This window comes from Amycolatopsis sp. NBC_01307, assembly GCF_035975215.1.
GTDB lineage: Bacteria > Actinomycetota > Actinomycetes > Mycobacteriales > Pseudonocardiaceae > Amycolatopsis.
On sequence record NZ_CP108403.1, the window covers coordinates 9,257,679 to 9,273,704 of the forward strand.

General features: G+C 69.1%; 14 protein-coding genes. All 14 read left to right on the plus strand.

Features of this window, described 5'->3' with window-relative positions; translation table 11 throughout:
• Positions 1-3: 3 nt before the first annotated feature.
• The 14 genes from OG439_RS41450 (at position 4) to OG439_RS41515 (ending at position 16,023) form a co-directional block, all read left to right on the plus strand.
• Positions 4-1,290 carry a geranylgeranyl reductase family protein gene (locus tag OG439_RS41450; RefSeq protein WP_326945916.1) on the plus strand — a complete coding sequence of 429 codons (1,287 nt, stop codon included), beginning with the start codon at positions 4-6 and terminating at the stop codon, positions 1,288-1,290.
• Positions 1,291-1,771: 481 nt separating this feature from the next.
• A complete protein-coding gene (locus OG439_RS41455) occupies positions 1,772-2,191 on the plus strand; it encodes an NADH-quinone oxidoreductase subunit A (protein ID WP_247063898.1) in 420 nt (139 codons plus the stop codon).
• A gap of 4 nt (positions 2,192-2,195) precedes the next feature.
• A complete protein-coding gene (locus tag OG439_RS41460; RefSeq protein WP_086863694.1) occupies positions 2,196-2,744 on the plus strand; it encodes a NuoB/complex I 20 kDa subunit family protein in 549 nt (182 codons plus the stop codon).
• A 4-nt stretch (positions 2,745-2,748) separates the two neighbouring features.
• A complete protein-coding gene (locus OG439_RS41465) occupies positions 2,749-3,501 on the plus strand; it encodes an NADH-quinone oxidoreductase subunit C (protein WP_326945917.1) in 753 nt (250 codons plus the stop codon).
• Positions 3,498-4,832: an NADH-quinone oxidoreductase subunit D gene (locus OG439_RS41470; protein ID WP_326945918.1), complete on the plus strand. Its 1,335-nt coding sequence runs from the start codon at positions 3,498-3,500 to the stop codon at positions 4,830-4,832. Before OG439_RS41465 ends, OG439_RS41470 begins: the two co-directional genes overlap by 4 nt.
• Positions 4,829-5,707 carry an NADH-quinone oxidoreductase subunit NuoE gene (nuoE, locus tag OG439_RS41475; RefSeq protein ID WP_326945919.1) on the plus strand — a complete coding sequence of 293 codons (879 nt, stop codon included), beginning with the start codon at positions 4,829-4,831 and terminating at the stop codon, positions 5,705-5,707. Before OG439_RS41470 ends, nuoE begins: the two co-directional genes overlap by 4 nt.
• Complete coding sequence (nuoF, locus tag OG439_RS41480) at positions 5,707-7,005, plus strand: NADH-quinone oxidoreductase subunit NuoF (protein WP_326945920.1); 1,299 nt, start codon at positions 5,707-5,709, stop codon at positions 7,003-7,005. Before nuoE ends, nuoF begins: the two co-directional genes overlap by 1 nt.
• Entirely contained in the window at positions 7,002-9,476 is a 2,475-nt protein-coding gene (locus OG439_RS41485) for an NADH-quinone oxidoreductase subunit G (RefSeq protein ID WP_326945921.1), read from the plus strand. Before nuoF ends, OG439_RS41485 begins: the two co-directional genes overlap by 4 nt.
• Positions 9,473-10,822, plus strand: coding sequence for an NADH-quinone oxidoreductase subunit NuoH (nuoH, locus tag OG439_RS41490; RefSeq protein WP_326945922.1), 1,350 nt, complete (start codon positions 9,473-9,475; stop codon positions 10,820-10,822). Before OG439_RS41485 ends, nuoH begins: the two co-directional genes overlap by 4 nt.
• Positions 10,809-11,372, plus strand: coding sequence for an NADH-quinone oxidoreductase subunit NuoI (gene nuoI / locus OG439_RS41495; protein WP_326945923.1), 564 nt, complete (start codon positions 10,809-10,811; stop codon positions 11,370-11,372). The genes nuoH and nuoI overlap by 14 nt, the downstream gene beginning before the upstream one ends.
• Entirely contained in the window at positions 11,369-12,229 is an 861-nt protein-coding gene (locus OG439_RS41500) for an NADH-quinone oxidoreductase subunit J (RefSeq protein WP_326945924.1), read from the plus strand. Before nuoI ends, OG439_RS41500 begins: the two co-directional genes overlap by 4 nt.
• Positions 12,226-12,525, plus strand: a complete 300-nt coding sequence (gene nuoK, locus OG439_RS41505) for an NADH-quinone oxidoreductase subunit NuoK (protein ID WP_247060354.1) — start codon at positions 12,226-12,228, stop codon at positions 12,523-12,525. The genes OG439_RS41500 and nuoK overlap by 4 nt, the downstream gene beginning before the upstream one ends.
• Before the next feature lie 10 nt (positions 12,526-12,535).
• Positions 12,536-14,434, plus strand: coding sequence for an NADH-quinone oxidoreductase subunit L (gene nuoL / locus OG439_RS41510; RefSeq protein WP_326945925.1), 1,899 nt, complete (start codon positions 12,536-12,538; stop codon positions 14,432-14,434).
• Positions 14,434-16,023, plus strand: coding sequence for an NADH-quinone oxidoreductase subunit M (locus tag OG439_RS41515; RefSeq protein ID WP_326945926.1), 1,590 nt, complete (start codon positions 14,434-14,436; stop codon positions 16,021-16,023). The genes nuoL and OG439_RS41515 overlap by 1 nt, the downstream gene beginning before the upstream one ends.
• The last annotated feature ends 3 nt before the right edge of the window (positions 16,024-16,026 follow it).

The following is a 16,026-nucleotide window of genomic DNA, read 5'->3' on the forward strand; positions in this document are numbered from 1 at the left end:
GGTATGAGTCGTCGAAGCCCTGACCAGGACGCCGAAGTCATCGTCGTCGGCGCCGGACCGGCCGGGTCCACCGTCGCGACCTACCTCGCCCGGTCGGGCGTCGACGTGCTGCTGCTGGAGAAGACCGAGTTCCCGCGCGAGAAGGTCTGCGGCGACGGCCTGACCCCGCGTGGCGTCAAGCAGCTCATCGACCTCGGCATCGACACCAGCGAGGAAGCCGGCTGGGTGCAGAGCCGCGGCCTGCGGATCCTCACCGGCGACTTGACGCTGGAGTTGGACTGGCCGGACCTCACGAGCTACCCGCCGTACGGCGTTTCCCGCACCCGCCACGACTTCGACGACCTCCTCGCGAAGCTCGCGGTGAAGGCGGGCGCGCGGCTGTACGAGCGCACCACCGTCACCAGCGCCATCACCGACGCGACCGGCCGCGTGGTCGGCGTCGAGGCGAAGGTCGGCCCGGAGCGCACGCCGGTGAACTACCGCGCGCCGCTGGTCCTGGCCTGCGACGGCGTCTCCGCGCGGCTCGCGCTGAGCGTCGGCATCCAGAAGAACGAGAAGCGCCCGATGGGCGTCGCGGTGCGCCAGTACTACAAGAGCCCGCGTCACGACGACCCGTTCATCGAGGGCCACCTCGAGCTGTGGGACCGCTCCGACCCGCGTGACCCGAAGCTGCTGCCGGGCTACGGCTGGGCGTTCCCGCTCGGCGACGGCACGGTGAACGTCGGCCTCGGCATGCTCTCGACGTCGGCGTCGTTCCGGAACACCGACTACCGCGCGCTGCTGCGCCAGTGGCTCGACGGGACGCCGGAGGAGTGGGGCTACCGCGAGGAGAACGCGATCGGCAAGGTCGGCGGCGCCGGCCTCCCGATGGGCTTCAACCGCACCCCGCACTACCGCGACGGCCTGCTGCTGCTCGGCGACGCGGGCGGCATGGTCAGCCCGTTCAACGGCGAGGGCATCTCGGCGGCGATGGAGTCCGCGCAGATCGCGGCGGAGGTCGTCGTCCAGGCCCTGGCCCGGCGCGAAGGGCCTTCGCGTGAGCGGGCGCTGGAGGCGTACCCGCGCGCGGTGCGCGAGCTGATGGGCGGCTACTACCAGCTGGGCAACGTCTTCGCGAAGATCATCGGCAAGCCGAAGATCATGCACGCGGCGACCAAGTACGGCCTGCGGATCAACAAGATCCTCCCGCTGGTCTACAAGGGCCTGTCGGGCTGCTACGACGCCAAGGGCGGCGACGGCGTCGACCGCCTCATCTCGGCCCTCGCGAAGGCCACACCCTCCCCGCGCTAGGCCTCAATCTCCGGTCGAGGGCGGCACTTTCACGTGAAAGTGCCGCCCTCCTTCGCGCGCGGACACTCGACCGGCGTAGCAAGTTGGCCGTGCGGTCAGTGGGATAGATCACAGGTCAGCGCCCTGTTTGTCCGGTCGTGCCGTGATCATGAAACGTCTTCGCGCAGGTCGCACGCGCGTCGTTGCCGGGCCGTGACAACGATGGCGGCGGAAGTTAGGGCACCCTTATAACACGGGGGCCTAGGGACAAGAATGTGAGTCGCGTCCTACACTCCCCCCATGCTTTGTGAATCGCTTCACATCCACGACGAGTGGCTTGTGAACTATTTCACAAGCTGGCCCGAACGCAGCCACGGGCCGTAAGGAGACCCTGACCCTCGGCGGTGTGACCCAGGTCCCTTAGGGTGCCGACGAGGCTGAGCGGTTCCCACCACAAGCAAAACCGCAGCGGCGCGGAAAGGATGGCGAAGACCCCGTGCTGATGTTGCCCGTGCTGACCCAAACGGACGCAGTGAACCTGGCGCAGCAGGCCCCGAGCCTGAAGCCCTACCTGCCCCTGGTCCTTCTGTTCGTGCTGGCGCTGGCGTTCGCCGTGCTGTCGGTGCTGCTGGGCCCACTGGTCGGCCCCAGCCGTTACAACAAGGCCAAGCTCGAGGCGTACGAGTGCGGCATCGAACCGTCGCCGCAGCCGCTCGTCGGCGGCGGCCGGATGCCGGTGGCGTACTACATCACCGCGATGCTGTTCATCCTGTTCGACATCGAGATGGTCTTCCTCTACCCGTTCGCCGTGCAGGCGGACGCGCTGGGCACCTTCGGCCTGGTGGAGATCCTGCTGTTCATCGCGACGGTCGGCTTCGCGTACGCCTACGTGTGGCGGCGCGGCGGCCTGGATTGGAACTAGACCCATGGGCCTCGAAGAGAAACTCCCCAACGGCATCCTGCTGGCCAGCCTCGAAGGCCTCGTCAACTGGGCGCGGAAGAACTCGATGTGGCCCGCGACCTTCGGGCTCGCCTGCTGCGCGATCGAGATGATGACCGTCGGCGGTTCCCGCTACGACATCGCCCGCTTCGGCATGGAGCGCTTCAGCGCGACGCCGCGCCAGGCCGACCTGATGATCGTCGCCGGCCGCGTCACCCAGAAGATGGCCCCGGTCCTGCGCCAGATCTACGACCAGATGGCCGAGCCCAAGTGGGTCCTCGCCATGGGCGTCTGCGCCTCCTCCGGCGGCATGTTCAACAACTACGCCGTGGTCCAGGGCGTCGACCACATCGTGCCGGTCGACATGTACCTGCCCGGCTGCCCGCCGCGGCCGGAGATGCTGCTGGACGCGATCCTCAAGCTGCACGCCAAGATCCAGGACGAGCCGATCAACGCCCGCCGGGCCGCGATCCGCGCCGCCAGCGGCGCCCGCACCGAGCTCGTCGCGTCCTCGATCAAGTACGCGAAGAAGTAGAGCGATGACTGAGACCCCAGAACCCGGCGGCGAGCAGTCCAGCGCCGATCGCCCCACCGAAGACGGCCTCGAGCCGCGCGGTACCCGGCCCGCCGAACCCGTCGTCACCGGCCGCGAACGCCAGGGCATGTTCGGCGTGCACGGCACCGGTGACACCTCCGGCTACGGCGGCGTCCGGCTGCCGGCCTACAACCCGGCGCCGGCCGAGCGGCCGTACGGCGGCTGGTTCGACCAGTTCGCCGACGAGTTCTACGCGGCCCTGTCGGACAACAAGGTCCCGGCCGAAGCGATCCTGCAGACGACGGTCGACCGCGGCGAGATCACCTTCTACGTCGCCCGCGAGCAGCTGCCCGCGATCGCGAAGGTCCTGCGCGACGACGGCGGCCTCCGCTTCGAGCTGCTCAGCTCGGTGTCCGGCGTGGACTACGGCGTCGACGTCCCGCAGCGGCTGCACTCGGTGTACCACTTCACGTCCCTGACCTACCGCCGCCGCATCCGGCTCGAGGTCTCCCTCGACGTCGACGACGCGCACGTGCCGTCGCTGGTCGGGATCTACCCGACCGCCGACTGGCAGGAGCGGGAGGCCTGGGACATGTTCGGCATCGTCTACGACGGCCACCCCGCGCTCACCCGCATCCTCATGCCGGACGACTGGGACGGCCACCCCCAGCGCAAGGACTACCCGCTCGGCGGGATCCCGGTCGAATACAAGGGCGCGGAGATCCCGCCGCCGGACCAGCGGAGGTCGTACTCGTGACCATCGATGAAGGCACTGCCGAAACCCCCGAATACGCCGATTCTCGCGACACGACCGAAGGCCGCGTCTACTCGGTGTCCGGCGGTGACTGGGACGACGTCGTCGCCGACGCCCAGCACGACGAGCGCATGGTCATCAACATGGGCCCGCAGCACCCGTCGACGCACGGCGTGCTCCGGCTCGTGCTGGAGATGGAGGGCGAGACCGTCACGCAGCTGCGGTCGGTCATCGGCTACCTCCACACCGGCATCGAGAAGAACTGCGAGTACCGGACCTGGACCCAGGGCGTCACCTTCGTGACGCGCATGGACTACCTGGCCCCGCTCTCGACGGAGATGGCGTACTGCCTCGGCGTCGAGAAGCTGCTGCAGATCGAGGCCCCGCGCCGCGCGCAGCTGCTGCGCGTGATGCTGCTGGAGATCAACCGCATCGGCTCGCACCTGGTCTACATCGCCACCGGCGGCATGGAGCTCGGCGCCACCACCGCGATGACGCTGGGCTTCCGCGAGCGCGAGGTCGTGCTGCACCTGCTGGAGCACCTCACCGGCCTGCGGATGAACCACGCGTTCATCCGCCCCGGCGGCCTCGCGCAGGACATGCCCGCGGACTACCGCGAGAAGGTCACCGAATTCGTCAAGACGATGAAGGAACGCCTTCCGCTGTACGACAAGCTCTTCACCGGGCAGCCGATCTGGCGCAACCGGCTCAAGGGTGTCGGGTACCTGCCGGTCGACGCGTGCCTCGCGCTCGGCGTCACCGGCCCGGTGCTGCGGTCTGCCGGCCTGCCGTGGGACCTGCGCAAGACCGAGCCGTACTCCTGCTACGAGGAGTTCGACTTCGACGTGCCGGTCGACAACGGCGCGGACTGCTGGTCGCGGTACCTGATCCGGGTGCACGAGATGCACGAGAGCCTCAAGATCATCGAGCAGTGCCTGGAGAAGCTCGAGCCGGGCCCGGTCATGGTCGAGGACAAGAAGGTCGCCTGGCCCGCGCAGCTGTCCATCGGCAGCGACGGCATGGGCAACTCGCTCGAGCACGTCAAGAAGATCATGGGCCAGTCGATGGAGTCCCTGATCCACCACTTCAAGCTGGTCACCGAGGGCTTCAAGGTGCCGGCCGGGCAGGTGTACACCTCCGTCGAGTCGCCGCGCGGCGAGCTGAGCGCGCACCTGGTGTCCGACGGCGGCACGCGGCCGCTGCGGGTCCACGTGCGCGAACCGAGCTTCGTGAACCTGCAGGCGATGCCCGCGATGTCCGAAGGCGGGCTGGTGGCGGACGTGATCGCCGCGGTCGCCTCGATCGACCCCGTCATGGGGGGAGTGGACCGATGACTTCTTCAACCGCAGTCCCGGAACCGGGGCCGAACGCGGCCGACCGGACGCACGCCGCGGCCGGTGGCGACGTCGACGTGATCGCCATCGCGCCGGATCCCGCGGTCGCCGAGGGAATCCTGGCGGAGACGCCGCTCGAAGACATCTTCGACGAAGGCGTGTATTCCCGGGCGCAGGAGCTGATCGCGCGTTACCCGATGTCCCGCTCGGCGCTGCTGCCGCTGCTGCACCTCGTGCAGTCGGTGCAGGGGTACGTCAGCCAGGAGGGCATCGCGTTCTGCGCGCGGCAGCTCGACCTGTCCGACGCCGAGGTCAGCGCGGTCGCGACGTTCTACACGATGTACAAGCGCCGTCCGTGCGGCGAGCACCTGGTGAGCGTCTGCACGAACACGCTGTGCGCGGCCATGGGCGGCGACGCGATCTACAAGCGGCTCCAGACGCACCTCGGTTCCGAGCAGGAACCGCTGGGGCACAACGAGACCGCGGGCACGCCGAACGAGCCGGGCTCGATCACCCTCGAGCACGCCGAGTGCCTCGCGGCCTGCGACCTCGCGCCGGTGATCCAGGTCAACTACGAGTACTTCGACAACCAGACCGAGGACAAGGCCGTCGCGCTGGTCGACGCGCTGCAGGCGGGCAAGAAGCCGGCTCCGACGCGCGGTGCCCCGCTGAGCAGCTTCAAGGGCGCCGAGCTGCAGCTCGCCGGGTTCTTCCCGGAGGACGAGCGCCAGTACCGCACGGACGTCGACGGTCCTTCGCAGGCCGTCGAAACCCTGCGGGGTGCGCAGATCGCGCAGGAGCGCGGCTGGGTCGCCCCGGTCGCCCAGGACGTCCCACTGCCTGCTGTGCCTGTTAAAGATGGGGAGAAGAAGTAATGGCAGATCCCATTACGCCGGTCCTCACGAAGCGCTGGCTGTCGCCGAACTCCTGGCAGATCGGCACGTACGAGGCGCTGGAGGGCTACACCGCCATCCGCAAGGCGCTCGCCGGCACGCCGGAGCAGCTCGTCCAGCTGGTCAAGGACTCGGGTCTGCGCGGCCGCGGCGGCGCGGGCTTCCCGGCCGGCATCAAGTGGTCGTTCATGCCGCCGAACTTCGACAAGCCGCACTACCTGGTGATCAACGCCGATGAGGGCGAGCCCGGGACGTGCAAGGACATCCCGCTGATGATGGCGGACCCGCACTCGCTCATCGAGGGCTGCATCATCGCCTCGTACGCGATGCGCTCGAACCACTGCTTCATCTACGTCCGCGGCGAGGCGCTGCACTGCATCCGCCGGCTCAACGCGGCCGTGCGCGAAGCCGAAGCGGCGGGCTACCTGGGCGAGAACATCCTCGGCTCGGGCTTCGACCTCAAGATCACCGTGCACGCCGGCGCCGGCGCGTACATCTGCGGTGAGGAGACGGCGCTGCTCGACTCGCTGGAAGGCCGTCGCGGCCAGCCGCGGCTCAAGCCGCCGTTCCCGGCCGCGGCCGGTCTGTACGCCGCGCCGACCACGGTCAACAACGTCGAGACCATCGCGAGCGCGCCGTTCATCGTCAACGGCGGGTCGAGCTGGTTCCGCGAGATGGGCCGCGAGAAGTCGCCCGGCCCGAAGATCTACTCGATCTCCGGTCACGTCGAGAAGCCCGGCCAGTACGAGTGCCCGCTCGGCACCACGCTGCGCGAGCTGCTCGACATGGCGGGCGGCATGAAGGACGGGATCCCGCTCAAGTTCTGGACCCCCGGCGGCTCGTCCACCCCGATGTTCACCGCCGAGCACCTCGACGTTCCGCTGGACTTCGAAGGCGCGGCGGAAGCCGGGTCGATGCTGGGCACGACGGCCGTCCAGGTCTTCAACGAGACGGTGTCGGTGCCCTGGGCCGTGATGAAGTGGACGCAGTTCTACGAGCACGAGTCCTGCGGCAAGTGCACGCCGTGCCGCGAGGGCACGTACTGGCTGGCGCAGATCCTCGAGCGGATGGTCGAGGGCCACGGCACCGAAGAGGACATCGACACCCTCCTCGACGTCTGCGACAACATCCTCGGCCGGTCGTTCTGCGCCCTCGGTGACGGCGCGGTGTCGCCGATCACCAGCGGCATCAAGTACTTCCGCGACGAATTCCTGGCTCTGTGCGAGAAGAACCGGCACGAAGAGACCAAGCCCGAACTGGTGGGAGCGCAGGCATCATGACGATCGCCCCCGACAAGCCCGACACGGCTGCGACGCCGGTCCCCGAAGGCCACGTGAAGCTGGTCATCGACGGCGAAGAGGTCATCGCCCCCAAGGGCGAGCTGCTGATCCGCACGGCCGAACGCCTCGGCACGGTCATCCCGCGGTTCTGCGACCACCCGCTCCTCGACCCGGCGGGCGCCTGCCGCCAGTGCCTGGTCGAGGTCGAGATGGGCGGCCGGCCGATGCCGAAGCCGCAGGCGTCCTGCACGATGACCGTCGCCGACGGCATGGTCGTCAAGACGCAGCTGACGTCGGCGGTCGCCGACAAGGCCCAGCAGGGTGTGATGGAGCTGCTGCTCATCAACCACCCGCTGGACTGCCCGATCTGCGACAAGGGCGGCGAGTGCCCGCTGCAGAACCAGGCGCTGGCCCACGGCCGCACGGAGTCCCGGTTCGTGGACACCAAGCGGACGTTCCAGAAGCCCCTGCCGATCTCTTCGCAGGTGCTGCTGGACCGGGAACGCTGCGTGCTCTGCCAGCGCTGCACCCGGTTCTCCCGCGAGATCGCCGGCGACCCGTTCATCGAGCTCCTCGAACGCGGCGCCCACCAGCAGATCGGCACGGCGGAGACGGCGGACGTCCTCGACCTCGCGTCGCGCACGACGTCCGGTCAGCCGTTCCAGAGCTACTTCTCCGGCAACGTCATCCAGATCTGCCCGGTCGGTGCTTTGACGAGCGCGGCCTACCGGTTCCGCTCCCGCCCGTTCGACCTGGTGTCCGCGCCGAGCGTCTGCGAGCACTGCTCGTCCGGCTGCGCCGAGCGGACCGACTTCCGCCGCGGCAAGGTCCAGCGCAAGCTGGCCGGCGACGACCCCGACGTCAACGAAGAGTGGATCTGCGACAAGGGCCGCTTCGCCTTCCGCTACACCAGCGCCGAGGACCGCATCCGCCGGCCGCTGGTCCGCAACCGCGAGACCGGTGAGCTGGAAGAGGCGTCCTGGACCGACGCGCTGCGCATCGCCGCCGCCGGCCTCACCGAGGCCCGCGGCAACGGCGGCGTCGGCGTCCTGCCCGGTGGCCGGCTGACCGTCGAGGACGCCTACGCGTACTCGAAGTTCGCCCGCGTCGCCCTGCAGACCAACGACGTCGACTTCCGCGCCCGCGCGCACTCGGCCGAGGAGCTCGCGTTCCTCACCTCGCACGTCGTGGGCGTGACGCCGGAGTCCGGCGTCACCTTCGGCGAGATCGAGCGGGCCCGCACAGTGCTGTGCGTGGCGTTCGAGCCCGAGGACGAGGCGCCGATCGTGTTCCTGCGGCTGCGCAAGGCGGCCCGCAAGAACCGCACCCGGGTCGTCCACTTGGGACAGTGGACGACGTCGTCGGTGCGCAAGACGTCCGGCGAGCTGCTCGCCTGCGTCCCGGGCCAGGAGCCCGCGGCCATCGAAGGCATCGCCAAGCACGCACCGGACCTCGACGAGGCCCTGAGCGGTGAGAACGCCGTTGTCCTCGTCGGCGAGCGCGCCGCTTCGGTCCCCGGCCTGTTCTCGGCGCTGCACGACCTGGTGGAGCGCACCGGCGTCCGGCTCGCGTGGATCCCGCGCCGCGCCGGTGACCGGGGCGCGCTGGAGACCGGCTGCGTGCCGGGCCTGCTGCCGGGCGGCCGCCGCGTCGGCGAGGACGCCGCGCGCGTCGCCGTCGAAAACGCCTGGGGCGTCCCGCTTCCGGCCGCTCCGGGCCGCGACGCGACGGAGATCCTGAAGGCCGCCGCGGGTCGTGAGCTCGGCGGCCTGGTCGTCGGCGGCGTCGACCCGTACGACCTGCCGGACCCGGACCTCGCGCTGCGCGCGCTGGACAACGCCGGTTTCGTCGTCAGCCTCGAGCTGCGGCCGAGCGCCGTGACCGAGCGCGCGGACGTCGTGCTCCCGGTGGCCGCGTCGGACGAGAAGGCGGGCAGCTACCTCAACTGGGAGGGCCGCACCCGCCCGTTCGACATCACCATCGAGGGCACCGGCTCGCTGCCGGACTGCCGGGTGCTCGACACCCTCGCCGTCGAGATGGACACGGACCTGTTCACGCAGACGCCGGCCGCCGCGCGCGGGGACTACGAGAAGCTCGGCGCGGCCTCCGCGCTGCGCTGGGGTCACGTCGAGGCCGCGACCGGGGGCGCCACGGTTGCCCCGGGTGCCGGCCAGGCGGTCCTGTCGACCTGGCGCCAGCTGATCGACAACGGGTCCCTGCAGGACGGCGAGCCGCACCTCAAGGGCACCCAGCGCAAGCCGGTCGCGCGGTTGTCCGCGACGACCGCCGAAGGGCTGGGCGCGTCCGTGAAGGTGAGCACCGAACGCGGCGCGATCACGCTGCCGATCGAGGTCGCCGACCTGCCCGACGGCGTGGTGTGGCTGCCGGGCAACTCCGACGGCTCCGCCGTGGCCAAGACGCTCGGTGCCGGTCACGGCGCCGTGGTGAACCTCGCTGGGGGTGAACTGTGACACCGATGCTGACCGAGGTCGCCGTCGGGAGTGTGCCCGACGCGGCGACGCGCGCGGCGCTGCTGGCGGACGACCCGTTCTGGATGATCGCGCTGAAGTCCGTGATCATCCTGCTGATCGGGCCGATCTTCACGATCCTGCTGATCGTCTGGGAGCGCAAGGCCGTCGGCCGGATGCAGAACCGGCCGGGCCCCAACCGCGTCGGCCCGAACGGCTACCTGCAGTCCCTGGCGGACGCGCTGAAGCTGCCGTTCAAGGAACAGATCATCCCGGACACCGCCGACCGCAAGGTGTACTTCCTCGCCCCGGTCATCTGCGTGGTGCCGCCGTTGATCGCGCTGGCGGCCATCCCGTTCGGCCCGGTGGTCTCGATCTTCGGCGAGCGGACCGTCCTGCAGCTGCTCGACCTGCCGGTCAGCCTGCTGGTCGTGCTGGCCTGCTCCTCGATCGGCGTCTACGGCATCGTGCTCGCGGGCTGGGCGTCCGGCTCGCCGTACCCGCTGCTCGGCGGCATGCGCTCGGCCGCCCAGGTGATCTCGTACGAGATCGCGATGGGCCTCTCGATCGTCGCGGTGATCCTGCAGGCCGGTTCGCTGGACCTGGCCGACATCGTCGCCAAGCAGCAGCCGGTGTGGTTCCTCTACCTGGTCCCGAGCTTCGTGATCTACCTGATCTCGATGGTCGGCGAGACCAACCGCGCCCCGTTCGACCTCCCGGAGGCCGAGTCGGAGCTGGTCGGCGGTTTCCACACCGAGTACAGCTCGATGAAGTTCGCGATGTTCTTCCTCGCCGAGTACGTCAACATGGTGATCGTCTCGGCGTTCGCCACCACGCTGTTCCTCGGCGGCTGGATGGCCCCGTGGCCGCTGTCGCTGATCGGGAACAACGTGCTCAACACCGGCTGGTGGCCGGTGCTGTGGTTCTTCGCGAAGATGTTCGTCCTGCTCTTCGGGTTCATCTGGCTGCGCGGCACGCTGCCCCGCCTGCGCTACGACCAGTTCATGCGCCTGGGCTGGAAGGTCCTGGTCCCGCTGAACCTGGTGTGGATCGTCATGGTGACCTTCGCGAAGGTCATCAGCTGGAACCCCGCGTCGATCATCATCGCCGCGGTCGCGATCTTCATCGTCCTCGCCCTGTTCTTCTACGTCCGCGCGTCGGGCCGCGAAGAGGAGAGCGAAGTCGTGCCGGTGACCGGTGGCGGGTTCCCGGTGCCGCCGCTCGACCTCAAGGTCCCGCAGACCACTCCGCGTCAGAAGGCTTTGGCCAAGGCCGAGGCGAAGGCGGCCCGGCGCAAGCCGGCAGCCGTCGGTACCGCAAAGGAAGGAGCGCAAGATGGGGTTTCTTGATCCCGTCAAGGGCTTCGGCGTCACCTTCGGGATGATGTTCAAGAAGGTCGCCACCGAGGAGTACCCGGAGGCCGGCGCGCCGGCCGCCCCGCGCTACCACGGCCGGCACCAGCTGAACCGCCACCCGGACGGCCTCGAGAAGTGCGTCGGCTGCGAGCTGTGCGCGTGGGCGTGCCCGGCGGACGCGATCTTCGTCGAGGGCGGTGACAACACCGAGGAAGCCCGGTACTCCCCGGGCGAGCGGTACGGCGCCGACTACCAGATCAACTACCTGCGCTGCATCGGCTGCGGGCTCTGCATCGAGGCGTGCCCGACGCGGTCGCTGACGATGATCAACTTCTACGAGCTGGCCGACGACGACCGCCAGCGGCTGATCTACACGAAGGAAGACCTCCTCGCGCCGCTGCTGTCCGGCATGGAGCAGCCGCCGCACCCGATGCGGCTGGGCGAGAACGAGCAGGACTACTACGTCAACGGGCCACAGCTCGAAGCACGCTTTTCAGCTGAGAGCTCATCAACACAGCTGGCGCGCGGGGAGGGTACGAAGTGATCACCGCACTCCTGGCCCAGGCACCCACCGGTGCCGCCGCGGGCGTGACGACCGGTGAGGCCATCGCGTTCTGGATCCTCGGCCCGGTCTGCCTGCTCGGCGCGCTCGGCATGATCTTCTCCCGCAACGCCGTGCACTCGGCGCTGTGGCTGGTGCTGACCATGCTGAGCCTGGGCGCGCTGTACATGATCCAGTCGGCGCCGTTCCTCGGCTTCACGCAGATCATCGTCTACACCGGCGCGATCATGATGCTGTTCCTGTTCGTGCTGATGCTGGTCGGCCGCGAGAGCTCCGACTCGGTCGTCGAGGTGCTGCGCGGTCAGCGGCTCGCGGCGACCGTGCTGGGCATCGGCCTGGCCGCGCTGCTGGCCACCGGCATCTACCGGGCGCTGGACAACGTCACCCCGGCCGTCCCGCTCGACTCGGCGACGTCCGCGGGCGGCGGGCCCAAGGGCCTGGGCCGGCTGATCTTCACCGACTACCTCTTCCCGTTCGAGCTGACGTCGGCGCTGCTCATCACCGCCGCGGTCGGCGCGATGGTGCTGGCCTTCACCGACCGGCACGCCAAGGGCGGCAAGAAGACGCAGAAGGAACTGGTCGTGGCGCGCTTCCGCGGCGAGCACGACCGGCCGTCGCCGCTGCCCGGCCCGGGTGTCTTCGCCACGGCGAACTCGGTGTCCACCCCGGCGCTGCTGCCGGACGGCTCGGTCGCCCCGGAGTCGCTGTCGGCGATCATCGAGTCCACCTCGGCGATCGAGCTGGCGAAGGAACGCAAGCTCGTCGCGGACGACCGCCCGCACCCGGACGCGCACGCGCTGGTCGGTTCCGAAGGTGCTTCGGAAGGGGAGAAGGAATGACCCCCACGTACTACCTGCTGCTCTCGGCGCTGCTGTTCTCGATCGGCGCGGTCGGCGTGCTGGTGCGCCGCAACGCGATCGTCGTGTTCATGTGCATCGAGCTGATGCTGAACGCGGTGAACCTCTCGCTCGTGACGTTCGCCCGGATCAACGGCAGCCTCGACGGCCAGATCATGGCCTTCTTCGTGATGGTCGTGGCCGCCGCCGAGGTCGTGGTCGGGCTGGCGATCATCATGGCGATCTTCCGCACCCGGCGCTCGGCCTCGGTCGACGACACCAACCTGCTGAAGTACTAGGAGACACCGAGTGACCGCATCATCGTGGCTGCTGGTGGCCCTCCCTGCCTTCGGCGCGCTCGTCCTGCTGCTCATGGGCAAGCGCGCGAAGGGCTGGGGGCATCTGCTCGGAACAGCCACCGTCACCCTGGCCTTCGTCTGGGGCCTGATCCTGTTCTTCACCGCCGACACGGGCCAGACCACGGACACCAAGCTCTACTCGTGGATCCCGGCCGGCGCGCTGCAGATCGACTTCGGGCTCCGGGTCGACGCCCTGTCGCTGACGTTCGTGCTGCTCATCACCGGCGTCGGCATGCTGATCCACTTCTACTCGATCGGCTACATGGCCGACGACGAGGCCCGGTACCGCTTCTTCGCGTACCTGAACCTCTTCGTCGCCTCGATGCTGATCCTGGTGCTGGGCAACAGCTTCGTGACGCTCTACCTGGGCTGGGAGGGCGTGGGTCTCGCGTCCTACCTGCTCATCGGCTGGTACCAGGGCCGCCCGTCCGCCGCGACCGCGGCGAAGAAGGCGTTCCTGATGAACCGCGTCGGTGACGTCGGGCTCGCGCTGGCGATCTTCATCATGTTCAAGTACGCCGGTTCGACCGGCTACGCGCAGGTCTTCGACGCGGTGGGCGCCGGCAAGTTCCCGCCGGCCGCGATCACCGCGATGGCGATCTTCCTGCTGCTGGGCGCGTGCGGTAAGTCCGGCCAGTTCCCGCTGCAGGCCTGGCTCCCGGACGCGATGGAGGGCCCGACCCCGGTCTCGGCCCTGATCCACGCGGCGACGATGGTCACCGCGGGCGTCTACCTGGTGGCCCGCTCGCACGACATCTTCAACGCCACCGAGGACGCGCGCCTGATCGTCACCTTGGTCGGCACGGTGACCCTGCTGATCGGGTGTGTGATCGGCTGCGCCTACGACGACATCAAGAAGGTCTTGGCGTACTCCACGGTCAGCCAGATCGGCTACATGATGCTGGCCGTCGGCATCGGGCCCGCCGCGTACGCGCTCGGCATCATGCACCTGGTGGCGCACGGCTTCTTCAAGGCCGGGCTGTTCCTCGGGGCCGGTTCGGTCATGCACGCCATGAACGACGAAGTCGACATGCGCAAGTTCGGCGGCCTCCGCAAGAAGATGCCGATCACCTACATCACCTTCGGCCTCGGTTATCTCGCGCTGATCGGCTTCCCGCTGCTGTCCGGTTTCTGGACGAAGGACGCGATCATCGAAGCGGCTTTCGCCCAGGAAGGCTGGCGCGGCTGGGTCATGGGCGGCGCGGCGCTGCTGGGTGCCGGGCTGACCGCGTTCTACATGACCCGCCTGATGGTGATGACCTTCCACGGCAAGGAACGCTGGAAGGAAATCAAGAGCGCCGACGGCCGCGACTTCCACCCGCACGAGTCCAAGCCGATCATGTGGGTGCCGATGGCGATCCTCGCGGTCGGCTCGGTCGGCGCGGGCGCGTTCTTCTCGCTCGGTGACCGGTTCAAGAACTGGCTGGCTCCCGTGGTCGGCGAGGCACCGGAAGCCCACCTGGCGATCGACAAGTGGCTCATGTCCGGGATCGTCGTCGCGGTCTCGCTGGCGGGCTTCCTGGCCGCGTACCTGATCTTCCGCCGTCCCGTCCCGGTCGAGCGGCCGGAGCGCGTCTCGTTCGTCACCCGCGCCGCCCGCAACGACCTGTACGGCAACACCCTCAACGAGACGCTGGTCGCCCGTCCGGGCACCTGGCTCTCGCGGGCGCTGGTCTTCGTCGACAACCGCGGCGTCGACGGCGCGGTCAACGGCCTCGCCGCCGCTCTCGGCGGCGGCTCCGGCCGGCTGAGGCGGCTGCAGACCGGGTTCGTCCGGTCCTACGCGCTGTCGATGCTCGGCGGCACGTTCCTGCTTCTGGCGGCTCTCCTGCTGGTGAGGTTCTCCTGATGACCTGGTTGCTGATCCTCATCCTGGTGCCGCTGGTCGGCTCCCTGGTGCTGGCGTTCCTCAAGGGGAACGACCGCGCCGCGGTGCTGGCCGCGCTCGCCTTCTCGATCCTCGAGTTCCTGCTGATCATCCCGTTCTGGCTCAGCTACTCGCCGTCCGGCGCGCGGCTGCAGATGACGTCGAGCTTCGATTGGATCCCGAGCTTCGGGGTGCACATCGCGTTCGGCACCGACGGCATCTCGCTGATCATGATCGCGGTGATCGCGCTGCTGGTGCCGATCGTCGTCGGCGGGCTCGGCACGATGGACAAGCTCCCGCCCGGCCGCAGCGCCGGCGGGTTCCTGTCGCTGATCCTGCTGCAGGAGGCGCTCACCATCGGCGTCTTCGCCGCGACGGACGTCTTCCTGTTCTACGTGCTGTTCGAGATCATGCTGATCCCGATGTACTTCCTCATCGGCGGTTACGGCGGCGCGAACCGGCAGTACGCGGCGGTGAAGTTCTTCCTCTACTCGTTCCTCGGCGGCCTGATCATGCTGGCCTCGGCGATCGGGGCGTACTCGCTGGCGGACAAGAAGCTCGGCCACGGCACGTTCGACTGGGCCACGCTGGTCACGGTCGTCCGGGACGCGCCGCTGAGCACGCAGATCTGGCTGTTCCTCGGCTTCTTCCTGGCGTTCGCGATCAAGGCGCCGCTCGTGCCGTTCCACACCTGGCTGCCGGACGCGGCGGGGGAGGCGCCGATCGGCGTCGCCGTCCTGCTGGTCGGTGTGCTGGACAAGGTCGGCACGTTCGGCTTCCTGCGCTACTGCCTGCCGATGTTCCCGGACGCGAGCCGGACCCTGGCGCCGCTGGTGCTGGTGCTGTCGGTGATCGGCGTGCTGTACGGCTCGATCCTCGCCGCGGGGCAGCGGGACATGAAGCGGTTCATCGCCTACGTCTCGATCGCCCACTTCGGCTTCATCTCGCTCGGCATCTTCGCGTTCAACGAGCAGGCGATGATCGGCTCGGCGACGTACATGCTGAACCACAGCCTCGCGACCGGCATGCTGATCGTGGTGATCGGCCTGGTCGTCGCGCGCGGCGGCTCGACGAAGATCTCCGACTACGGCGGCATGGCGAAGGTGACCCCGCTGCTCGCGGGCCTGTTCCTCCTCGCCGGGCTGTCCACGCTGTCGCTGCCGGGCACCAACTCGTTCGTCTCCGAGTTCCTGGTGCTCATCGGGGCCTTCGTGGACCAGCCGGTGTACACGATCCTCGCGACGGTCGGCATGGTCCTGGCCGCGGCCTACGTCCTCTGGCTCTACCAGCGCGTCATGCAGGGTCCGCTCCGCGGAGCGGCCCTGGTGCCGCCCGCCAAGGGCGGCGGGGCCACCCCGGCCGGCGTCGAGTCGGGTGGCGCCGTGGCCACCGCGACCGTGACCGAGCCGGGCGCGACCAAGGTGATCAAGGACCTGAGCGGCCGGGAGATCGCGATCCTCGCGCCGCTGGTCGTGCTGATCATCGTCCTCGGCTTCTACCCGAAGCCGGTGCTCGACACAGTCACCCCGACGGTGCAGCAGACGCTGTCCGCGGTTCAGGGAGGCAAGTAACCC

Excerpts from the sequence above, each read along its gene's own strand:
- OG439_RS41485 (WP_326945921.1), top strand. The coding sequence starts at position 7,002 with ATGACGATCGCCCCCGACAAGCCCGACACGGCTGCGACGCCGGTCCCC.
- OG439_RS41515 (WP_326945926.1), top strand. The coding sequence starts at position 14,434 with ATGACCTGGTTGCTGATCCTCATCCTGGTGCCGCTGGTCGGCTCCCTG.
- nuoE (WP_326945919.1), top strand. The coding sequence starts at position 4,829 with ATGACTTCTTCAACCGCAGTCCCGGAACCGGGGCCGAACGCGGCCGAC.
- nuoF (WP_326945920.1), top strand. The coding sequence starts at position 5,707 with ATGGCAGATCCCATTACGCCGGTCCTCACGAAGCGCTGGCTGTCGCCG.
- OG439_RS41460 (WP_086863694.1), top strand. The coding sequence starts at position 2,196 with ATGGGCCTCGAAGAGAAACTCCCCAACGGCATCCTGCTGGCCAGCCTC.
- nuoK (WP_247060354.1), top strand. The coding sequence starts at position 12,226 with ATGACCCCCACGTACTACCTGCTGCTCTCGGCGCTGCTGTTCTCGATC.
- OG439_RS41455 (WP_247063898.1), top strand. The coding sequence starts at position 1,772 with ATGTTGCCCGTGCTGACCCAAACGGACGCAGTGAACCTGGCGCAGCAG.
- OG439_RS41450 (WP_326945916.1), top strand. The coding sequence starts at position 4 with ATGAGTCGTCGAAGCCCTGACCAGGACGCCGAAGTCATCGTCGTCGGC.
- OG439_RS41465 (WP_326945917.1), top strand. The coding sequence starts at position 2,749 with ATGACTGAGACCCCAGAACCCGGCGGCGAGCAGTCCAGCGCCGATCGC.
- nuoI (WP_326945923.1), top strand. The coding sequence starts at position 10,809 with ATGGGGTTTCTTGATCCCGTCAAGGGCTTCGGCGTCACCTTCGGGATG.